The sequence below is a fragment of the Ureibacillus sp. FSL K6-0786 genome (assembly GCF_037965165.1).
In the GTDB taxonomy this organism is placed as follows: Bacteria; Bacillota; Bacilli; order Bacillales_A; family Planococcaceae; genus Ureibacillus; species Ureibacillus thermosphaericus.
Genome location: NZ_CP150191.1, coordinates 1,979,242 through 2,001,899, shown reverse-complemented (window position 1 = coordinate 2,001,899; position 22,658 = coordinate 1,979,242). Strand labels below are relative to the sequence as shown.

18 protein-coding genes and 2 pseudogenes are annotated in these 22,658 nt (G+C 35.7%); 6 read left to right on the top strand and 14 right to left on the bottom strand.

From position 1 onward, the window contains the following. Window positions 1–580 precede the first annotated feature (580 nt). Window positions 581–814, bottom strand: a pseudogene (locus NSQ18_RS09815) (hypothetical protein); the annotation flags it as partial. Between the two features lie 2,333 nt (window positions 815–3,147). Between NSQ18_RS09815 and NSQ18_RS09810 the strand changes: the two are divergent. From NSQ18_RS09810 to NSQ18_RS09800, 3 genes are read left to right on the top strand one after another with little or no spacing between them, the layout of a single operon-like run. Next, a complete protein-coding gene (locus tag NSQ18_RS09810; protein ID WP_016839176.1) occupies window positions 3,148–3,609 on the top strand; it encodes a hypothetical protein in 462 nt (153 codons plus the stop codon). 30 nt (window positions 3,610–3,639) lie between these two features. After that, window positions 3,640–4,152 (top strand): hypothetical protein, encoded by a 513-nt coding sequence (locus NSQ18_RS09805; RefSeq protein WP_096549648.1) that lies wholly within the window; start codon window positions 3,640–3,642, stop codon window positions 4,150–4,152. Window positions 4,153–4,184: 32 nt separating this feature from the next. Next, the gene (locus NSQ18_RS09800) at window positions 4,185–5,189 is read left to right on the top strand and encodes a glycosyltransferase family 2 protein (protein WP_040764805.1); all 1,005 of its coding nucleotides are present in this window, start codon (window positions 4,185–4,187) and stop codon (window positions 5,187–5,189) included. Window positions 5,190–5,228: 39 nt separating this feature from the next. On the opposite strand, the gene NSQ18_RS09795 is transcribed toward NSQ18_RS09800, so the two are convergent. The 3 genes from NSQ18_RS09795 to NSQ18_RS09785 all read right to left on the bottom strand — a co-directional run bounded on the left by NSQ18_RS09795 (window position 5,229) and on the right by NSQ18_RS09785 (window position 8,544). Then, a complete protein-coding gene (locus NSQ18_RS09795) occupies window positions 5,229–6,320 on the bottom strand; it encodes a glycosyltransferase (RefSeq protein WP_016839173.1) in 1,092 nt (363 codons plus the stop codon). A 558-nt stretch (window positions 6,321–6,878) separates the two neighbouring features. Next, window positions 6,879–7,925: an NAD(P)/FAD-dependent oxidoreductase gene (locus tag NSQ18_RS09790; protein WP_016839172.1), complete on the bottom strand. Its 1,047-nt coding sequence runs from the start codon at window positions 7,923–7,925 to the stop codon at window positions 6,879–6,881. Window positions 7,926–8,259: 334 nt separating this feature from the next. After that, a complete protein-coding gene (locus tag NSQ18_RS09785; protein ID WP_016839171.1) occupies window positions 8,260–8,544 on the bottom strand; it encodes a phage holin family protein in 285 nt (94 codons plus the stop codon). 612 nt (window positions 8,545–9,156) lie between these two features. Here NSQ18_RS09785 and NSQ18_RS09780 point away from each other — a divergent pair. Further along, window positions 9,157–10,779, top strand: coding sequence for a methyl-accepting chemotaxis protein (locus NSQ18_RS09780; RefSeq protein WP_016839170.1), 1,623 nt, complete (start codon window positions 9,157–9,159; stop codon window positions 10,777–10,779). Window positions 10,780–10,834: 55 nt separating this feature from the next. Here the strand turns inward: NSQ18_RS09780 and NSQ18_RS09775 are convergent, their stop codons facing one another. Continuing rightward, the gene (locus NSQ18_RS09775) at window positions 10,835–11,383 is read right to left on the bottom strand and encodes a hypothetical protein (RefSeq protein ID WP_339287892.1); all 549 of its coding nucleotides are present in this window, start codon (window positions 11,381–11,383) and stop codon (window positions 10,835–10,837) included. Between the two features lie 93 nt (window positions 11,384–11,476). On the opposite strand from NSQ18_RS09775, the gene NSQ18_RS09770 reads away from it, so the two are divergent. Further along, on the top strand, window positions 11,477–12,544 hold the full coding sequence (locus NSQ18_RS09770; RefSeq protein ID WP_016839168.1) for a CotH kinase family protein: 1,068 nt from the start codon (window positions 11,477–11,479) through the stop codon (window positions 12,542–12,544). 109 nt (window positions 12,545–12,653) lie between these two features. Here the strand turns inward: NSQ18_RS09770 and NSQ18_RS09765 are convergent, their stop codons facing one another. Genes NSQ18_RS09765 through NSQ18_RS09750 form a run of 4 tightly spaced genes read right to left on the bottom strand, consistent with a single transcriptional unit; the run spans window position 12,654 to window position 16,092 of the window. Beyond that, a complete protein-coding gene (locus NSQ18_RS09765; protein WP_016839167.1) occupies window positions 12,654–13,994 on the bottom strand; it encodes an ArsB/NhaD family transporter in 1,341 nt (446 codons plus the stop codon). Further along, on the bottom strand, window positions 13,995–14,129 hold the full coding sequence (locus NSQ18_RS09760) for a hypothetical protein (protein ID WP_016839166.1): 135 nt from the start codon (window positions 14,127–14,129) through the stop codon (window positions 13,995–13,997). Between the two features lie 29 nt (window positions 14,130–14,158). Beyond that, window positions 14,159–15,577, bottom strand: a complete 1,419-nt coding sequence (locus NSQ18_RS09755; RefSeq protein ID WP_339287888.1) for a hypothetical protein — start codon at window positions 15,575–15,577, stop codon at window positions 14,159–14,161. 53 nt (window positions 15,578–15,630) lie between these two features. After that, window positions 15,631–16,092 (bottom strand): hypothetical protein, encoded by a 462-nt coding sequence (locus NSQ18_RS09750; protein WP_016839164.1) that lies wholly within the window; start codon window positions 16,090–16,092, stop codon window positions 15,631–15,633. Between the two features lie 700 nt (window positions 16,093–16,792). Here NSQ18_RS09750 and NSQ18_RS09745 point away from each other — a divergent pair. Further along, window positions 16,793–17,230, top strand: a pseudogene (locus NSQ18_RS09745) (spore coat protein). Between the two features lie 152 nt (window positions 17,231–17,382). On the opposite strand, the gene NSQ18_RS09740 reads toward NSQ18_RS09745, so the two are convergent. The 5 genes from NSQ18_RS09740 to NSQ18_RS09720 all read right to left on the bottom strand — a co-directional run bounded on the left by NSQ18_RS09740 (window position 17,383) and on the right by NSQ18_RS09720 (window position 22,480). Next, on the bottom strand, window positions 17,383–18,090 hold the full coding sequence (locus tag NSQ18_RS09740; protein WP_096549654.1) for a lactate utilization protein C: 708 nt from the start codon (window positions 18,088–18,090) through the stop codon (window positions 17,383–17,385). Beyond that, window positions 18,087–19,511, bottom strand: a complete 1,425-nt coding sequence (locus NSQ18_RS09735; protein ID WP_339287886.1) for a LutB/LldF family L-lactate oxidation iron-sulfur protein — start codon at window positions 19,509–19,511, stop codon at window positions 18,087–18,089. The genes NSQ18_RS09740 and NSQ18_RS09735 overlap by 4 nt, the downstream gene beginning before the upstream one ends. Window positions 19,512–19,523: 12 nt before the next feature. After that, on the bottom strand, window positions 19,524–20,240 hold the full coding sequence (locus NSQ18_RS09730; protein WP_016839159.1) for a (Fe-S)-binding protein: 717 nt from the start codon (window positions 20,238–20,240) through the stop codon (window positions 19,524–19,526). A 186-nt stretch (window positions 20,241–20,426) separates the two neighbouring features. Then, window positions 20,427–21,083 carry a hypothetical protein gene (locus tag NSQ18_RS09725; RefSeq protein WP_221302140.1) on the bottom strand — a complete coding sequence of 219 codons (657 nt, stop codon included), beginning with the start codon at window positions 21,081–21,083 and terminating at the stop codon, window positions 20,427–20,429. A 413-nt stretch (window positions 21,084–21,496) separates the two neighbouring features. Further along, window positions 21,497–22,480, bottom strand: a complete 984-nt coding sequence (locus tag NSQ18_RS09720) for a tRNA-dihydrouridine synthase (RefSeq protein ID WP_339287882.1) — start codon at window positions 22,478–22,480, stop codon at window positions 21,497–21,499. Window positions 22,481–22,658 lie beyond the last annotated feature (178 nt).

Below are 22,658 nucleotides of genomic sequence, written 5' to 3'. Positions count from 1 at the left end.
AACTTTATTGTAATAAAATCTATGAAATTTGTTTATTGAATTAAGAATTGGGTTTTTCAACGCAAATAGGCTTTTATTCCTTATCTCCTTTTCAAGAAAGAATAGATTATTAACGACTGTATTACCAATGGTCATTAACTATTTAAGGTTCTTAGTTAATGCCATGGTGAGACATTTACATTTTAAAGGAAAGGAGTTATGGAATGTCTCAGCCCAATCTACCAAACATTACCCCCAATATAACCATTAGCAGAGCTGATGTCATAAACTTATTGCTTGCTTCCATTGCAATGGAAGAATTAAGTTTAGCTCATATTCTTAATGCTGAGGGTGAAAAAATCCAATATGCGTTAGGAACAATTCCGGGTATTTCTGGGCTATCACCAGCAGCAACGCTTGATGATCTGTTACAAGTTAATAGCAGTGTTCATGATACAATCGCAATGTCAATTAAGAAAGAATTATTATTGGACAATAAACTAAAGCAAGTTACAAAGTTAATTTCAACTGAGGGACCTACAGGACCGCCTGGACCTACTGGACCTACTGGACCTACTGGACCTACGGGCGCTACTGGACCTCAAGGCGACATTGGACCAACGGGGCCAACAGGACCTCAAGGCGCTACTGGACCGACTGGGCCGACTGGACCTCAAGGCGCTACTGGACCTACTGGGCCGACTGGGCCTCAAGGCGCTACTGGACCTACTGGGCCGACTGGACCGACTGGGCCTACGGGACCTCAAGGTGCTACTGGACCTACTGGACCTACGGGACCTCAAGGTGCTACTGGACCTACTGGACCTACGGGACCTCAGGGCGCTACTGGACCTACGGGACCTACGGGAGTATTTGATCCAAATCAGTTCTTATTCTATGTGCAAGGTAATTCAGGTATTGCCACAATCCGTTTAGGTGAAACCTTAACTATTAGATCTGATACATTGGATATTGAAGTTACTGAAGGTTCTGCAATTGTAGATATTAATTTACCTTCAATTCCGACAGGGCCAACAGGACCTACGGGACCTCAAGGACCGACTGGACCTACTGGGCCTACGGGACCTCAAGGACCGACTGGACCTACTGGGCCTACGGGACCTCAAGGACCGACTGGACCTACTGGGCCTACGGGACCTCAAGGCGCTACTGGACCTACGGGACCTCAAGGACCGACTGGACCGACTGGACCTACAGGACCTCAGGGCGCTACTGGACCTACGGGACCTCAAGGACCGACGGGACCTACTGGACCTCAAGGTGCTACTGGACCTACTGGACCTCAAGGACCGACTGGACCGACTGGACCTACAGGACCTCAGGGCGCTACTGGACCTACGGGACCTCAAGGACCGACGGGACCGACGGGACCTCAGGGCGCTACTGGACCTACTGGGCCTACGGGACCTCAAGGCGCTACTGGACCTACGGGACCTCAAGGTGATACTGGACCAACTGGACCTACGGGACCTCAAGGTGCTACTGGACCAACTGGGCCTACGGGACCAATTGGACCGACTGGACCTACTGGGCCTACGGGACCTCAAGGCGCTACTGGATCTACGGGACCTCAAGGTGCTACTGGACCAACTGGGCCTACGGGACCAATTGGACCGACTGGACCTACGGGACCTACGGGACCTCAGGGCGCTACTGGACCTACTGGGCCTACGGGACCTCAGGGCGCTACTGGACCAACTGGGCCTACGGGACCAATTGGACCGACTGGACCAACTGGGCCTACTGGACCAACTGGACCTACGGGACCAATTGGACCGACTGGACCTACGGGACCTACGGGACCAACTGGACCTACGGGACCAATTGGACCGACTGGACCTACGGGACCTACGGGACCAACTGGACCTACGGGACCTCAAGGTGCTACTGGACCAACTGGACCGATTGGACCTACTGGGCCGACTGGACCGACTGGACCAATTGGACCAACTGGACCAACTGGACCGATTGGACCTACTGGACCTACGGGACCTCAAGGTGCTACTGGACCAACTGGACCGATTGGACCGACTGGGCCGACTGGACCTACGGGACCAATTGGACCGACTGGACCAACTGGACCTACGGGACCGACTGGGCCGACTGGACCGACTGGGCCGACTGGACCTACGGGACCTACGGGACCAACTGGACCTACGGGACCAACTGGACCGACTGGACCGACTGGACCGACTGGACCAACGGGACCGACTGGACCTACGGGACCGACGGGACCGACTGGACCGACTGGACCGACTGGGCCGACTGGACCTACGGGACCTACGGGACCTACGGGACCTACGGGACCTACGGGACCGACGGGACCGACGGGACCGACTGGACCGACTGGACCGACTGGACCTACGGGACCTACGGGACCTACGGGACCTACGGGACCAACTGGACCGACTGGACCAAACTTTGCAGATGAAGGATTCTCGGCAGTTAGAACAGCAGCTAGTGTATCCACAGGTACTCAGCTTGGCAACTGGAGTGTAGCTCCACCATACTTTAATACAACTAGCTTTGATCCTACTACTGGTGTCTTTACAGTTCCAGCTACTGGAAGATACTCAATCGCAGCAACTATCAGTTATAGTACAACTGTAGCTTTATCTATATCATTTGCTGGCAACCCGGCATTTGCAGTACGTAATATTACTACCGGCGATGATTTAATCGTAGGACTATTCCCAATTTTGAACATTAGTTTAGCATTAGTTAACATAAGAGGTGTTCTTGGTAATGGAACGGTCACATTAGCAGGAGAAGTGGAACTTACTGAAGGTGATGTAATAGGCCTATTCTATATCGATGATGGATTATCAATTACCATAGACCTTGGCGGTGGTGGTGCTCCAATCGTTTGGTCCATCCATCGAATTGCTTAAGCCAATCCATTTAAACTGCAGACTCACTTGAATGATTCAAGTGGTCTGCAGTTTTTTTTGAAATCACTCATTACAACATCAATTTTACTCAGTTTTAATTTGGAAACTAGTGACAGGCACTCTGAAATTAATGATTCAAAAATGAACGAAATCATTGAAATTAGGCACAAATCCAGCTTCGTTTCAATAAACTAGAGGGTGTATGAGAGTACATTGAGCCACATGGATGGTTATCTATTTAAGGAGGTCACTTTCAATGTCTTTGCCTACCATTCCCGATATTACTCCTGAGATTACATTAGATCGATGTAAGACCATCAATTTATTGCTTTCTTCAATTGCATTAGAAGAAATTGGACTTTCCCATATTTTGAATGCTGAAGCTGAAAAACTTCAAATGTTTATTAAAAAGTCTCCTTGCGATTTTCATAGCTACTTAAAAATCAACGAAAGTATTAATCAAACATTACGTACTGTTGTGAAATCACAAATCTTACTTCAATTTAAACTTGAAGATGTAGTAACACTAAATCAAAAATCTTGCTGTCATCCACGAAAACATCATAAATGTAAAGAATGCAAGGAAGACAAAGATTGTAAATGTAAACATCATCACTGTAAAGACTCGTTCGATTCTTCATTATGCTATTGCCCAAACAAAAAGAAAAAGGATTGTCATTGTTCAAAGTGTAAATCCGAAAAAAAATACGATCATTAATCGATATGCATTTTACGAGGGGGGTGAACAATGCAAGAAAATCATCAAGTTGAGTTGTTACAATCTTCACTAAACTTTTCAACATTCATTTATTCTTTTGCCCAATTCCTAATAAACTATTTTGAACGTCGCAATCAAACTCAAGAACTATCGGAAGAAGAACTACTTCAAAGTGAAACACAAGTAATCCAATCATTAGTATTAATTGAAAAATTACACATGCTGCTCTTTCTTCACTTTTATATTTATCGAACATACTTTTCTTACGAAGTAATAACACCTTCGTTTACGGACTCAAATAGAGAACTATTTGAAAAAATGCAAATGTTATTACAACAATATCCTTTTCTTCTTGAAGAACATCAAATGATTTCAGAAAAAACGGTTGCTCAGATTTTGAACTATTATTACATTCGTATTCATGAAGAAACCTATGAAGAATCAAATGATGACGAATCAAATCTCGTAACAATCATTTTGTCACCCTTACCTCCACCTTGGTTGGCAAACAATATGCAAATACCTCGGAAAAAGGAAGTGTAGGTTTATTGTCTTCCCCTTCAATTTCCCTTTGTATGATTGTTAAAGATGAAGCGGATTTTATTGAACAATGTTTAAAAAGTGTTCAAAAGATTGTGCAAGAAATAATTATTGTTGATACTGGTTCAACCGATAAGACAATAGATATATGTAAAAAATATAATGCGACCGTGTTTTCATATGCATGGAATGATCATTTTGCAGAAGCGCGAAACTTCGCCCTATCCAAGGCAACAGGGAATTGGATTTTATGGCTCGATGCAGATGAGGAATTGGAAACTGGCCATGAACAATTGCTAATGGAAGTTTTAAAGAATTCCACTACTACAATGTATTTAATGCCAGTAATGAATTATTACGGTGAATCGTTTCCAGTTGATCGGGAAAAAGCTTTTATATATTATCAACCACGTTTATTTCAAAACCATAAAGGCATCCAATTCTATAATCGGATTCATGAAACCCCTATTTTTCCTAATCCTCATGATTCCAGTTACACAACCGATTATTTAGAGATTCCAATTCATCATTATGGATATATTGACAAATTAACCACCAAGCGTAATAAAGCAGAACGGAATCTACAACTTATTCAAGAGGAGTATAAAAATCCAAACCATAGTCCCTGGATTGAATACCATTTAGCAAATGAATATTATCGTAGAGGAGATTATAATAAAGCTTTTGATTATTTAAATGAATCCATTTTTCGTTTTTTACTAAACGGAATTAAGCCTCCATCTATTCTCTACCGTTTAAAATATGGGATTCTCGTTGATACAAATAGTTTGGATAATGCATTAGAAGGAATAGAAAAAGCCATTGCTTTATATCCTGATTATGTAGATTTACATTTTTTAAGAGGATTAATATTTTATCAAACCAACAATTATGAAGAGGCTTTAGCATGTTTTGAAAAATGTCTCGAGCTTGGGGAACATAACTCTAAATATTTAATATTAAAAGGAACTGGAAGCTTTAAAGCAGAACATTATAAACAACTTTGTTTAGAAAAATTAAGACAGTCTCAAAAACAATAAATAAAAAATTTAGGCTGTATCGATTTGATACAGCCTGTTTTATTTTTCATTGTTTTGTTCTTCGAAATACTTCTTGAAAAATTCTTCATTATAAAGCACTGATGGATCATTCGGACGATATTCTTTTGCTTTTTTATTATATTCGACTGCCAATTCTTTATCCCCTTTATGCCAATGACAAACGCAAAGCTGTAAGTATGGATACCAAGTAGAATATGGTTTTTGTACAATGCCTTGTATGTTTGATGTGTCTACCATTAAAGCAAACTGATACCACATAATCGCTTTATCGTAGAGTTTTCTTTCTAGATACAAATCACCCATTCGACAAGATACTTCTGGTCTTGGTACATCGTATTGTATCGAACGGATTAACGTCTCGATTTCTTTTTCTATGTTTCCTAAGCTTCTATAACAAAAAGCCATATTAATACATGCACGGATTTTTTCTTCTTCCCAACCATCTTCATGATTTATAAATCTTTCGTAATATTCAATTGCTTTTTCATACTGGCCGTGATCTTTTAATTCATTGCTATAATAAAATAGATCTCTTGGTGTGAATTTTTCTCCTTTTTCTAAAAGTTTTTCATAAATTTTTATATTCCGATCATTCCGTTCTTCCTTTTTTTCTTTCCGATGAGTAATCGCAACATCAGATTGGAGTAATCGCCCTCTAACTTCTAAGTATTCATGAACAGCTCCTTTCCAAACAAAATTTTTCTCTCTTTTGGCTAATCGAAATCTTCTAAAGCTATAGATAGGGTTATTGTACTCATCAAAAGCAAGATGATACACCATTGACACCGCATCAACATCGCTTGTTAATTGTTCTTTTAATTTTTTAAATTTTTGTCGGTCTTCTTCTAACATGACATCATCGGCATCTAGCCAAAATATATAATCCATTGTGGCATGTTTAAAAGAAAAATTTCTCGCTGCTGAAAAATCATCAATCCACTCAAAATCTAATACTTTATCAGTGAATCTTTTTGCAATTTCCTTTGTGTTGTCGGACGAGCCCGTATCAACAATAACGATCTCATCAACAAGGTCTTTTACGCTATTTAAGCAACGCTCTAGTACGTTTTCTTCATTTTTGACGATCATACACAAGCTTATTGTAACCATGCATCAACCCTCCACATTTACAGAATTCATATTAGTATATGAATGAGTAAAATGATGTGAACAGGCTAATTTTTCAATTCTATAGGCATTTGTTACAATTCGTTAGGGGTGATGTGGTAAGTATTTTTTTAGAAAGTCACTTTACAAAAATGCTAACCCTTCTCAATTACCAAAACCGCAATCATAATCACAAAAAAGGACATAGCCCAAAAAAGCTAAGCCCTCTGTATAATTTTATTCCTCATTACACCATTTCTTCCATACTGCTGAAGATATTGCATTCTATATCTATAAATTGGTTAAAATTTTTCGCCCCTCCAACAGCAGAAGGAAGCTTATCTTTCATACGTTCTGGATAAATAGGTTTCGGCTTTACAATCTAAAACTCTTCTTTCCCTTATATCATCAGCTTGATGACAAATTCCTACTCATCAACCATTTCTACTCTTGTTTGACTGAAGATGAATCCTATCGCTCGCATAATGAAAATGGCTGTTTCATCTTCATCTCCTTGAAGCATTGCATTTAACGGACGATATTGAGTCAGAAGTTAAAAAATTAAATCAGTTTTTCAATTAGTTCCCGATTTCGTTTATAGAAGACCTCATTATGCGAAGATACCATGCCAATAGCTTCTGCATCCGGTTGAACAAACACTTTAGCCTTATTTACTGCGTTGATTGCATCTTGAAATGCACCAGCGATCATGTGAACTTTTCCTTCATAATCAACTGCATCCCCCACTGCATAAAGCCCTGGGATGTTCGTTTCACAATATATATTCGCTTTAATGTAGTGCTCATTTGCGAATTCAATCTGTAACGGACTATTTTCAAGTAAAGTTTTTTCTCTTACATATCCATGATTCACAACCACTTCATCTACATTTAAATAAGTGATTTCTCCTGTCTGATTATTCGTTAATTCCACTTTCTCAATGGACATACCATCTTGGCTTGGAATTAATTTAGTGATTTCTGTATAGAAATAACATTCAACCGAGCTGTTCAATAATTGTGATACTTGTGCTTCATGGGCATTCAATTGACCTTTTCTATATGTTAAATAAACTTTTTTCGCAATCGGCTCCAACTCATTGCACCAATCAACTGCTGTATGTCCTCCACCTGAAACGATTACAATCTTATCTTTAAATTTTTTTAAAGATTTAATTGTATAATTTAAATTGGAACTATAAAATTTAGAAGCCCCTTCCACTTCAAGCTTCTGAGGGTTGATTATGCCACCTCCAATTGCTACGATTACCGTTTTTGAAAAATGAGTATGTCCTTTATCTGTTTTTATTTCGAATATACCTTCTTCATTTTTAGAAATTTCCGTTGCTTTTTCTCCTATCACAACAGTTGGATCAAAAGTCGTTGCTTGTTCTATCAATTGTTGAATTAATTTCTCACCTGTAATTGGCGTTAATGCACCAACATCCCAAATTAGTTTTTCAGGATAAACATTTATTTTACCCCCTAAGTAGTTTTGGGATTCAATGATTTTCGTTTTCATTTCTCTTAAACCGCAGTAAAATGCGGAAAATAAACCACTAGGTCCTCCCCCAATAATTGTCACATCATATAAATTGTGTGTTTCCATTATGTATCCTCCTGGGTGAAATTAAAAACGATAATGATTATCAATTTCGTTTAGAATTTTATCACACAAAAATAAACTTTTGAATGGATAATTTAAGAGAAAATGAACAATATTAAAAGGAATTTTCTCCTAATAAATAATCAAACCTTAGTGAGTTCTTGCTTATTTTTTGCATTATTCAATTGTTGATTCCTCTTTTTGTATAATCATTAACTTTTTTTCAACAGGCTACTACCAATAAATTTCCAACATGTCCCTTCATTACAAGTTGTCCGCAATAAAATAGCTGAACCTTTATTGATTCAGCCAATCATCTTTATATTAATAAAATAGATTATTCTTTTCCGTTTTGGTCTCTCTTTGTTAAATAATTGGCTTTATGGAATAAATCCTTTACAATCGCAGCTGCTCCTGCTACTAATATCCCTTGAATCACCGCTTCAATAATAAATCCATAATACCCGATACAAAATGCAATTCCGAGAACAACTTGTACCCAAGGAGTGACCCATGGCGGAACTTTTGGCGTTCGATTCAAAAACAATCCAAGTAGATAAAGTACCGGAATGATAATAACTGACTCAGGATATATATAATTTTCTAATATAATAATATCCATCTTTCATCCCTCTTCTTATTGAAAGTTAATAGAGTAAAACCTATAAAGTTTTCCTCTTATCATTTTATGTGTAAGACAAAAAACGGTTTAGGATGATTCACTACTTACGAACCAGAACATAGAAAAGTTATTAATTCGTTAGAAGGATGAAAGTTTTTGAATCAATTTTTATTAGTCAAAATTATAGGTTTCATTAATATAAATTTCTTCCTACTAGGTTATTACTTTTTCAACTATCTCCACACAAATTCACTCCAGAAAATTTACTGAATTTTTCAATTTTTTAATACTACCACTCATTGTGACATGATTAAACGAAGGTTACAATGAATTTATGAAGGAAAAATGTAAACGATTCTTATGAGAAGATGACTATTTTCTGGTACAAATAAACCATAGCAATTTAAATTGATTTAATGCAATAATACTCATTTAATAATACAGATTATCCAAAATTTTTCATATATTTCCTTAAAGTTAGTCTAATTTGCTGATATAATAGAATTACAATTTATGACATCTATACTCGTTCAAAGTATAGATGCTAAAAAGGGTATTTTTAAATACATACAAAGGGGATTATGCAAGGATATATATCCAGGGGGAGTGAATATGAGTAAATTATTACGTTCAAATGTTGCAAAAAAGGCACTGATGAAAGTTCAAAATGTCGCATCCAAAGTTAGAAGCGTCTGGGACCATGAAAAAACAATTGAAGAACAAATAAATCAAATTCGTACTGTATTGGATCAAGAACTTGCCCGAGATGAATACCTTGTTATCGTTGATGAAAATGGTTTAGGTTATATTCATACGAACCGCTTAAGAGAAGGTTCATCCTTCACCGATGAAGTGGGTTTGGCTGCTGCCAAAACTAATACAGGACTATTGCAAATTTATCCAAGAGATACGGGAGAAATACTTATTGATGCATCTTGCCCACTGTTAACAGATAAGAATGGGAAACGCTTTAATCTGAGAATGGGTAGACTAGTTCAACGACCTTTTATTGGGGCAATATTTGGAAGTTTAATTACTTTGTCCAGTATAGTTCCTGCTATCATTGCTTATTTTTTAAGCAATGATTTATCTATGACAACAAGTGTCCTCATTGGAACAGCAATTGTTACGGTTATTTTTAGTTTAATTTTTTATACTATCATAATGAAAAATTTGCGAGAATGGTATAGCGTTACAAAAAAAATATCCTCTGGCAACTTGAGTGCACAAATTGAAAAGGTAGGTCTTCGCAATGAATTTCACCAAATCGGTTATGAAATCAATAAAATTATTTTAGGGATTCGTGCGATAATTGATGAATTTAAACATGCCGCGGAAACTGTGGAACGAATTAGTAAAGAACAAGAAAAAGAAACACAACGCATTTCGACAACTTTTGAAGAATTATCAGCAGCTGTCCAAACTTTCCGTAGTGGTGCAGAAACACAACGTTACTCAATCACTAACGCCAACGAAATGGTAGAAATGATGATGAATCAAGTACAAGAAATGCAAGAAGAAGTTGAGAAAGCTGTGGTAGGTGCAGATGATGCATTACAAGATGCAAGTAAGGGACAAGAAGCCATTCAAATTGCCCACAGCCAAATGGCAAAAATTCAAAATGAAGTTGCAAACTCTGCAGCGAAAATCCGCAAAATCACTCAAGAAGCAAATGCTGTGAAGGATAAAGTTGCCTCCATTACAAGAATTGCCAAACAGACAAATTTACTTGCACTTAACGCTTCCATTGAAGCTTCTCGGGCTGGTGAAGCGGGGAGCGGTTTTGCAGTTGTCGCGAATGAAGTTCGAAAACTCGCTGAAGGAACGAATGAATTTGCAGAAGAAATTATGACATTATTAGAAAAAACATATAAAGATTTAGAAACTACTGTAGCTCAAGTTGAAGATAATGTGAAGGCTATTCATGAAGGGATGGAAGCCGTTTCTCAAACAGATCAAGTCATAGAACAATTAATTCAAACAACGCTTTCAACAAAAAATTTAGTATTAAATAATAGAAAATTTGTTGATCTTGTTCATGAAGACGGAAATAAACTACAGGAGATTATGCAGCAAGTGAATACAATTGCAGAAGATTTTACAAATATGGTTGTAGCTACAAATGAAAGCGTAGATATACAAGTGGAAGGCATAAATGCACTCGCTCAAAATGCTACAAAACTAGCGGAAGAAGCTATTCATCTTAGCCGCATAATTAATCGTTTTCATTATTAAAAAATGCCAGGTACATGCCTGGCATTCTTCATTTCCTTGCAATCTATATAGATTGTTAATTCATTTGTTGTTTTTGAACAAATTCCTTTACTTTATCTTGGATTTCTTCTGCTAATGATGAAAGGGCATTATTTTCTTCCTTTTTTCCTTTAGAACCGTTTTTATTCTCCTTCGATCCTTTTCTTCCTTGTTTTTTGTTCCCTTTTGAACCTTTCTCTCTTTGCTTATCTCCTTTTGATCCGCCGCTTTTGTTCCCTTTTGAGCCTTTGCTTCCTTGTTGTTTATTTCCCTTTGAACCTTTCTCTCTTTGCTTATCTCCTTTAGAGCCGTTTTTATTCCCCTTTGAGCCTTTGCTTTTTTGTTTATCTCCTTTAGAACCTCCACTTTTATTTCCTTTTGAACCTTTACTTCCTTTTTTATTTCCTTTGGATCCACCTTTGCTGCCATTCGATTTCTTATTTTTTACCGCGATTGTTGTTTGAATTAACTCTGGGTCTTCAATTGGATTGTTATACATATATTGAATTAAATCATTCTCTTTAGCAATTTCAACTAGTTTCCTAACATCATCAACAATTAAAGTACTAATGATAATCCCCTCCAAACACAATGATTTGTTCTTTATAGTTTATGTAATTTATTTCAAACACTTTAGGTGATTTACCAATATAAAGAGGCATTTTCAGGAGGCATTTGTGTGGAAACTTATTTTATTGAAATATCAAAAAGCGATTTGAAAAAACTATATAAAAATATTTGGACAGAACATTATTTTTTTGCCCAACTAACAATCAATAGCCAAAGTTATGACATTCAAATTAGTTTGAGAGGAAATCAACTTCGAAAACATAAAAAAAAGTCTTATCATATCATATTTGAACATCCCCATCTAATGGACGGTCACCATGAAATCCATTTAAATGCGGAGTTTAATGATCCTTCTTTGATTCGAAATAAATTATCTTTTGATTTCTTTCAAAAAATCGGTGTTCTCTCTCCAAATTCCAACCATATTCAATTGTTCATCAATGGGAAAAGTGAAGGAGTATATCTAGCCATTGAGTCTTTTGATGAGTACTTCTTAAAGAAGAGAAATTTGCCGGATGGTTCAATCTATTATGCTACGAATGATGATGCCAATTTCTCTTTATATACGCCTGAAGGATATATAAAAAAATCATTAATGGATGGTTATACAACAAAATATTCCTTTCAGGAAGAAGAACATCTAATAAAAATGTTAGTCATTATTAACACTTATCCTAAAGATAAATTTAATGAAGAAATAGTGAAAGTATTAGATATTGAAAAATATTTACTGTGGCTTGCTGGGGCAGTTTGCACGCAAAATTTTGATGGATTTATTCATAATTATGCTTTATATCATAATAGTGAAACTCAACTATTTGAAATCTCCCCATGGGATTATGATGGTTCATGGGGAAGGAACTTACACGGAGAGCCCCTTGAACTTGAATATGTACCAATTTGGGGATACAACACATTAACTGCTCGTATATTAGAAAACGAGCATTTTAAACAAAAGTATCGTCGGATTTTAGAAAGCATACTACACAAACAATTTATTCCTTCTGCAATTAAACCCCAAATTGAACAACTGCAAGCTCTAATTCTGCCCTATATCGAAAAAGATCCATATATAAAACATAACGAAAAAATTTTCATGAGTGAAAAAGAATATATTCTACAATTTATTGAAAAGCGTAATCAATTTTTATCGGACCAACTTGAATCACTATTATAAGCATTTCTCCTCCTCTAATTAGGATGAATTCCTTAGCAACTAGAGGAGGAGCATGAATATGAGTGTAATTTTTAATTTCCTACACCTCATCATTTCATTCAGAACGCTATTATAAGATAAGAAGTATCCACAAATATAAACTGAGCAAGCTCACCATGAGTGTAACTGGTATGATTAAAATTGTAACGCTAATATATTTTCCCCAAGTTATTTTAATTCGATGTTTTTTTAGTAAAAACATCCAAAGAAGTGTAGCTAATGTACCGATTGGAGTTAATAATGCACCAATGTCGCTTCCCATAACATTAGCTAGATATGCAACTTGCATTAATAATGGATTCAATTCCATTTCTGTAATCGAAAGTGTTCCAATCATCACGGCAGGCAAATTATTAAAAATATTGGAAAGAGCAGTAGTTAATAATCCCATAATCATTGTTGCATTAAATGTACCTTGTTCAATAAACTCTTTAAAATTTAAAATAATCAATGTGTTTAATCCTACATTTTTCAATCCATATACGAGTACATACATGCTAAAGGCAAAAATTAATATATGCCACGGAGAATTGATAATTACATCTTTTATTCCGACTCTCATTTTTAACCAACGAATCGTAATTAATATGAATGCTCCAAATAATCCAATCAACTCTAATGGAATACCAAATGGTGAAAGAACAAAAAATGCCCCTCTTGTAATGACGACTACGGCAATGCATATTTTAAATAAATTTTTGTCTAATTCAGATTGAGCTGATGGATCAAGGGGATGAGTAAAGATATTCGACGGTTTATCATTGAAAGTTAGTAATCCTAATTGTTTCGGAATATGGTTTCTAAAAAGTAAATACAATAATAAACTCATTGTTAAAATGCCTATCATCGATGGAATAAACATAATTTTTACGTAGCTATTTAAATCTAAACCAACTATTTTTAATGCGATTAAATTCGAAATATTGCTTACAGCAATCGGCGCACTAGATGCTGTTGCAATCAGCGCCCCAGAAATTAAATAGGGGATATACTGAGGTGGTTTAAGTGCTAAATACTTGATGATGTGGATAATGATAGGAGTTGTTATGAGTATGCTTCCATCATTATTAAATAACATAGTCATAAAAAAACATAACAAATTGGTATATATATAAAGCCTAAGCCCTGAATTATTCGATTTTAATATGATATTTTGAGCAATCCACTTAAAAAAACCAATACTCTCCAATACAATGGACATCATAATAGTAGAAAGTATTGTAAGTGAGGGGCCACTTACAATACTTAGTATACTTTTAAGATCTTCATAGCTTACAAATCCTAGTATGACAATAATCGCAGCCCCTATTGTAATGGGAATCGTTTCATTGATTCCTTTAGGTCTCCATAGCATTATACCTATGGAGATTAAAAAAATGGTTAACATTAATATTGTAGAATAATCTACCATTTAAACAGCCGCCTTAGATTGTTCATAAGTTGATTGATCTGTTTCTATCACTGTTTCTTCTTTTACTGGCGAAGGTGGTTGCAAAAATAATTTATAAAATAAGACACCCACAATTGAGAAGTAAAGGAGCATCATATTCGTTTTCCCTCCTTCTCCTATCAACCTTAATAATAACTTCTCTCCTTTAACTGCAAATACATCTTCTCAGCATGTTTCATGATCGCTCGATATTGGTTTTCGATGTGATACATTCTTTCTGCAAATTTCATTAATGCATAGTACTGATATTTTAAAAGTCGCTTATTATCTTCCATTAACATTTTTACAGGTTCGTGTATGAATTCTGATTCTTCACTGGAAGATGTACACTCAATTGGTTCCATGATTTCTTCAAAGATTTCTTCTGCATCATCTATTTGTTGGGCTGCAATTATCTTTCCGGATACTGGTTGAATTTCATACACATCTTCAGATAATTGTTGTATTTCTTCCGACGGTTCTAATAAATTTTTGATTTCGAAATCTTCTTTTTCTGCAATCTTTACAGTATTTTCGATTAAACTCATTTCTGTTTTTTTTAATTCTTGATCTTCATAAAATAATTCAGTTTGTTCCTTCTCTTTACTTGGACTATGCGATTCCATCGTCATATCTTCCCAAGTACATTCTTGTATTGGAGAATTGAATTTTACCTCATGGAAGAATGGTCTTTTTTGGGTTTTTTTGGAGTTTTTGCTTGAAATAGCTAATGTGTTTTCTTGCTGTTTTGTTGGATTGTTTTCGATATTTTGGAGGGTCGCTTCTAGTTTTGATGGTGGTTCTTGGAGGATATTTTTCGATGTTGCAGTGATTTGTGCTAACCTTTCGTCTTGGAGGGTTTCTTCATTTTGTGATGGAGATGATTCTTCAAGTTGATTTTCTTGTGTTATTGTCGCCGTTAAATCGTCTATATTCATATCTGATGTTGTATCTTGCTGTTCATCTTCATTTGTCTTTGGAAAAAGCTGTTTTACCTTTTCTTTAATTGCATCTGATATAGCTTTCTTTTGCTCCTCAGTTAGTTGCCCATCCTCTGAAGTCAAATTGGATGTTGGTAAATTAGTCAATGCTGTATTGGCAATTCCATTAGCCTCTAGATTTATAATTTGGTTTTCATCGATTTGTTCATTGAGAATACTTGTAATCTGTGACTTTAAAATATAGTATTGATTCTCTCCGTTAATCAACACGATATAATCTTCATAAACATTGCTGAGCACTCCTGAAAAGCTTTTATTGCCAAAACTATTAACAGTAATCCATTGTAAATACATTGTTTTTAATATTTCTTCCAACTTAAATCTGTTAAGTGAAGTGTTACTAAATCCCTTATTTATGACACTTGATTCTTTTGCGTTTTTCGATAATGCTTTGATTTGGGTGATAGGGAAATATATTACATTTTCGTTGACTTTAACAATTAAATGGTCTTCTTGAACACTTAATAAAGTACCTTGAATGGATTGATTTTCAGCTAAAAATAAGCCAATCTCTAAACCTTCAAGACCTTTTATTGTATCTAACAAAAATTCAGCATTCAACATTAGGGCCTCCTTTTTAATGCAATCCGCACGAAGTCTCCCCTTTTAATTTGTTATTAGTTATTTTCTTCATCTTGCTTTTCAGGTTTCTTTTCTGGTTTTGGTCCATAACTCACATTTCGAATATGGAACATTGCCACGCGGATTACTTCTTCATTTTTTACAATTGTTATAAAATCATCAAATACTTCTTCTAATACACCTTCCACTGACTCAGGTCCACCGCGGTTAATTTTAACCCATTTATGACGTAATTCATTTAATACGGATCTGAAATCCATGAAACTAGCAAATGGATAATCTTCAGGAACTTCAACATTCAACTTCATGCCATTTCTTGAATCTTGAGTAATACTCTTGATATGTTGATATTTGTAAAACACTATTCCATCTTCTTCTGTCAACAATGCGAAATAATCAGATTGAGCAGAAAATACTTTACCAACCCTAGACTCAGGCCCACCGCGATCTACTCTAACCACTTTGTTCAATAAAGAAAGCATTAACTCCCTATTCATTCTTGTTCCTCCCATTATAAAATTCATTATTATTTATACGTGTAAACGTAAAAAGGTAATTAGTTATCCGCCTAAACATCGTTGATTTATTGAGGATTTGCGTTATGTTATTGTATGAAAGAACATGTAAATCTGACAAAACAAATTCAAATTAATTAAAGAAGCTGGGACAAAACTTAAAAACATCATTTTCTCTTTTGAGAAGGGTAGTGACCCCTAAAAGTTAGAGTCAAAATCTAACTTTTGGATGCAGAACCTTTCTCTTTTAGAAAATGATGTTTTTTTTCTCTTCTAGTAATTTCTATAAGAAGTCAATTAACTTTCAATTATGAAAATAAACAAAAACTCGTAATATTTACCCAAGTATCATTTCATTCCTTACATATTCTATTTTCAGATAAATAGAAAGGAGGAGTATTTTTGAGTCGGCGTAATCGAAGTTTAGACTCCATTACTAACCAGAGTGTGAATCTTTTAATAGATAGTGTCCTAAAAAGACACGGAGTAAAACTAAGAAAGCCAAGATTAAGCGCACAAGAAAAAAGAAAGTTAAAAAATTTACTAATGGATTTAGAAAGTAATGTGAACAAACTAGTAAAAACAATTAAAAAATAGCAATCTACTGTCAAAAAGGAGGAATGAATGAATGGGTAACAGCAAAGTATGGCGTGGAAATATGCCTTCTGTTGAAGGTATTGATATGACGAGAAGAAATGAACATAGAAGATGAAGTGCTTTAGACCCTTCCTCTGCACATCCATTAGATCGTGATATGAATAATTTGGAAGGTGCAATCGAAAATATCCAAGAATCATATGAGCAAATTATTGTCATTGATTCAGCTGATGTAGAAATCACTACAACAGATACGCAAGCAGCATTATCTCTTCAAGTTGCATTGCAAGCTGCAATTAGCTTAGTTATTAGCATTTCAATAGGTGGCAGCAGCAGAGATGCTGAAAGAATCACACAAGAATTAATTGCCAATGTAAAATCAAAACAAATCAATAGACAACAAACTTATGTTGAAAATTCTAGAGGTGTAAGAATTACAACTACTGATAATGATTTAATTGTTAACATTCAATTATTACTACAAATTTTAATTGCTTTACTAGTAAGAATTGATGTTCTCTAATTTCTAAAATAAGGAAGTAGCAAAGTTAAATATGAAATAAAACATTTATAAAATGAAAGTGCAGCACTTTGCTAACATCCGCAAAAGCTGCACTTATTTATTGCAAGTGAATAGAAAGAATTTACTTCAAATGGGTGAAGTTAAAAACGGGTTTACTGATCTTCAATTATGATATAAGTTGCTTTTATAGGTCCGTGTACACCAACAATTAACACCATTTCAATATCGGCTGAATTGCTTGGGCCCGACATAAACAATATACACGAAGGAATTTGTTCTCCCTGTTCAACTTGTTTATGAAAAATTTGTGCCGCTTGTGTTATCCGTGGAACAATTGTACTTTTTGGTATAAGCACGATTGTTTTTTCTGGCAATAAATTTAATGAACGTCCTCTATTTGGATGGCTATATAGTACGACAGATGCGCTTTCAGCTAACGTCATTTCACTAATTAATATCGCTATACTCGCTTTTTCTGCTAGTTGGATATTTTGTTCGCGATTTTGAGGATGCCATTCGTATATTTCGATTCCCTTAGACTGCCATGACTTAAACACTTCTGTTAAACCAAAATATTTGAGTCGGTCATCTTTTGGGATCATTACTGAAATACCACCATAATCCTCTACTACTTGTTGCAATGTGCTTGCTAAATTCGCAGTCGTCGTTTGCAAACAAACTGTATGGATATTATGGCATTGTTGTTTTAACACGTCTATTAGTTCTTCTTGAGTTGCATGATTTAAGATTTGAAATTGTGGCAAGTGTTTCCATACTGGCCGTTCTACTTTCGTTTTCATAGGACGGCCAAGATGTTTAGCAATATTCATTAAAAATGATTTTCGATTAGTTATAGTCATCCTTGCTCCCCCTTTTGTCTTTCTTTTAGCCAATTGCGAAAGCTTTCTTTATTTGGTGCAGGAAAATCCCGATCTTCTGTCCATGCTTTCAATGGTCTAGGGCCGCTAGGAATTTTATCTTCCTTTACAAAGGGAGACATCATTGACGATGCAATTTTTGTTGCTGTACTAAAGAGATGAGGGCTAGAAGCACCAAAACCAAACGCTCTCATTAATAATCGTTCCGAGATGGGAGCCTTTCCTTCTTGTTCTACTATTTTCTGACGATGTAAATGCAATAGTTTGTGTAATGGAATTTTTACTGGACATACTTCCGTACAAGCTCCACAAAGAGTTGAAGCATATGGCAATTCTTTGAAATCGGCATAGCCTCCAAGAAGCGGTGTTAATACAGCTCCAATTGGACCTGAATAAATTGAACCATAACTATGCCCTCCAATATGTCGATATACAGGGCAAACATTGACACAGGCTGCACATCGAATGCACTGTAAAATCGGTTGAAAATCTGTACCTAATATTTTGGAACGTCCATTATCAACAATGACCAAATGAAATTCTTCTGGTCCATCAGATTCTTCTTCCCCTTTTACGCCGGTAATCATTGTTACATAACTGGATATTTTTTGGCCAACTGCACTCCTTGTTAATAAACTGACTAACACATCTAATTCTTCAAAAGTAGGTACAATTCTTTCCATTCCCATAACAGTAATTTGGATTTTTGGTAAAGCCGTAACTAAATCGGCATTCCCTTCATTTGTCACAAGGGTCACCGTTCCACTTTCCGCTACTGCAAAATTGCAGCCGGTGATCCCGATATCAGCAGTTAAAAATTCTTTACGTAACTTTTCACGAACGTAAAGAGCCATTTCTTCAGGTTTTTCGGAATTTTTATAACCGATTTTTTCAGCAAAGATGTCTCGAATTTGATATCGGTTTTTGTGTAGTGATGGCGCAATAATATGGGAAGGAGGTTCATGATTTAATTGAATAATATACTCTCCAAGATCCGTTTCAATTACTTCACAACCTGCTTCTTCAAGTGCCGCATTTAAATGAATCTCCTCAGTCACCATGGATTTCGATTTTACAATTTTTTTAGCCTGTTTTTGAATTGCAATATTCTTTATATATTGGGATGCCTCTTCAGCTGTTTGAGCAAAAAATACATGTCCACCACGTTTCAAGACATTTTCACTTAATTCATATAGATAAGCATCTAAATTATCAAGCACATGTTTTCGTATTTCTTCACCATGAGCTCGCCATTCTTCCCAATTTTCTAATTCATTCACTCGTTCTTGTCGACGGGATTGAAATCTATTTTGTGCAGATGAAATTGCCCCGCGCATAAATGAATCATTTAAATTGTTTGCTACCCGATCTTTAAATTGTTCAGCGCTTGTTTTCATTGCCATTTCTAAATCCCCCTATCGACTATTTAATACTTCTGCTATGTGCATAATGCGAATCGGTTTTCCTAGGCGACTCATACGACCACCAATATTCATAAGGCAACCAGCATCTGCACCGACTAATATATTTACTTCTGTTTCTTCAATGTCACGTACTTTTTCATCTACCATTTGTGTAGAAATGTTCCCCATTTTCACTGAAAATGTCCCGCCAAAACCACAACATCGCTCTTTTCCAGAAAGCTCAATATACTCCAATCCCTCTACATTTTTTAACAGTTTGATAGGTTCTTCTCTAACACCAAGCAATCGAGTCATATGACAAGAAGTATGATATGTAGCTTTACCTTTCAATCGTGCACCGACATTTTCAACTTTTAACACATTGACAATAAATTCCGTTAATTCAAAGGTTTTATTGGCTAATTGTTGAGCTTTTTCTTCCCACTCTTCATCTCCTTTAAAAATGTGGGGATACTCTTTAAACATGTATGCACACGAACCGGATGGGGCAACGACATACTCAGCTTGCTCAAAAGCTTTAATCATATTTTTCATTGCATTCTTGGATTGTTCAACATAACCGCTATTATAAGCAGGTTGACCACAGCATACTTGTTCAGTCGGAAATTTTACTTTACAACCAAGTCTTTCTAACAATTCCACTGTCGATTTCCCAACATTTCCTTGAAACATATCGACAAGGCAAGTAGCAAATAAGGAAACTTCCATATTCATCCCCCCAATAAACTTCTTTTCATTCTTTCATCTAAAACTTTCTAGAAAAAGCTATATTTTATAATAGATATGCTTTCAACACCTATAAGCATGACTATTTCAACGATTGAGAGAAATCAATTGTTGCCTGAAATTATGTAAAAAAAAAATCGGGATAAACCCGAAAAACAAATTGATATATTAACGCAATGTGAGTGAATAGCTTTCTATGACTGGAACATTTAATTGTTTATCAAGATGTTTTGCAACTGAAGCAGTACCTAATACTTTACCGTAAATCTCCACCTGATCGTTTATACTGACCATATGATCCTGTTCTTTTCTTTTTACATAAACCACTTGATTTTTGTATGGTTCCGGTGACATGTCGATCAAAATATAATCACTGCCATCTAAAAGAAACACTTTTCCAGAGAATTTAACTAATTGATTCCTTTGGCTACCATAACGTTCAAAAGCAATGTGATACAACTTGTCATAATCTACTTCAATGGCATTATTTTTTAAAAAGTTAAGAGAGTACGAATCAATAACTGTATGATCACTCGACTCATTCGTCAATGCAATCATCATTAGCATTCCTATCAATAGTCCACCTTGAATTAAAATAGATTTCATTGCCTCTCCGAAACCACTTTTTGAAAATGTCAACATGATATAATACATTCCAAAAAATAAATGAATCAAAAAGATGGTTGTGATGACCCCATTGACACTTCCTTCTTCTCCTCCAATAGAAATAAAACATGCAATTCCCATTATGATAAGTTCTAGGATTACAATAACTTTTACATTTTCAATAAACTTCTTCCATTTAGAAGCACCATTATTGTTCATATTAAGTGTCGTTGATTGACTATCTTGGTATCGATGGCCACATTTTATACAATAAAAAACATGATTGCTATTTTCTTCATGACAAGAAGGGCATATCCAATACATTTTATAATTTTTGATATCCTTTTTAAAAAAACCACATTTAAGGCAATATGTCGCATGACTATTATTAGAATGATTGCATTTTGGACAATTCCATTTAGGCAAAGCCAACACTTCCTCATAATCATTTATAATATAAACACCTAGAATTTACAGATAAATCTGACATTCCCCACTAAAAGAAAAAGGCAAGAATGAATAGAATCCTTGCCTCTTTACATCTTTACTTCAGTTTATTTATTTTCAATACATCTTTCAACAAATTCCCATCAGAAGGAGATTGTATTGCCCAAACCTATTCATAACCCTAATTATTTTACAATATCTGTCAAATCAATTTGTTTTTCAAATTCATCCAGCAATTGCCGCACCTCATTTGAAGATTTCGTGTTCATTAACCGATTTCTTAATTCACTTGCTCCACGGAAACTTTTTACATAAATTTTAAAGAAGCGATGAAGAGCTGTAATGGAGCGCGGAATTTCTTCAATGTATTGATCATGAAGATCTAAATGGTATCTTAGTAAATCTAAATATTCCTGAACACTATGCTCTCTCGGCTCTTTTTCAAACGCAAAAGGATTTTTAAAGACTCCTCTCCCAATCATCACCCCGTCTACTCCGTAGCGTTCAACGAGTTCAAGGCCTGTTTGACGATCAGGAATATCTCCATTGATTGTTAAGAGCGTCTCAGGAGCAATGCGATCACGAAGCTTCTTAATTTCAGGAATAAGTTCCCAATGGGCAGGAACTTGACTCATTTCCTTTCTTGTCCGCAAATGAATCGAAAGGTTTGCAATATTTTGTTTGAGGACATGAGTTAGCCATTCTTCCCACTCGTTCACATTTGTATATCCTAGTCTTGTTTTAACACTAACAGGAAGTCCTCCCGCTTTAGCAGCTTCGATTACCTGACTCGCCACATCTGGACGTAAAATCAGTCCGCTTCCTTTTCCTCGGGAAGCTACATTCGGGACAGGACATCCCATGTTAATATCAACACCTTTAAATCCTTGTTCCGCCATACCTATACTCATTTGTCGGAAGTATTCAGGCTTATCTCCCCAAATATGGGCTACGATTGGTTGCTCATCTTCGGTGAATAATAAACGCCCACGTACGCTTTTTTGACCATCTGGATGACAATAGCTATCTGTGTTTGCAAACTCTGTAAAAAATACATCCGGTCTACCTGCTTTGCTAATAACGTGGCGAAACACAACGTCCGTTACATCTTCCATTGGAGCTAACACAAAAAATGGCCGAGGTAAATCCAACCAGAAATTTTCTTTCATTTAATACTCAATTCCTCTCATGATGAATAATCTTTAAATAGTTATTTAATCATTTATTTACTCTTATATCATGATTTTAAACTGTTTAACAAACATAAGAATATAATTAAACGTTCAATATATAAATGGATTCATATAAAAATATAACTCTTAATACATCTCTGTTATATAAATATAA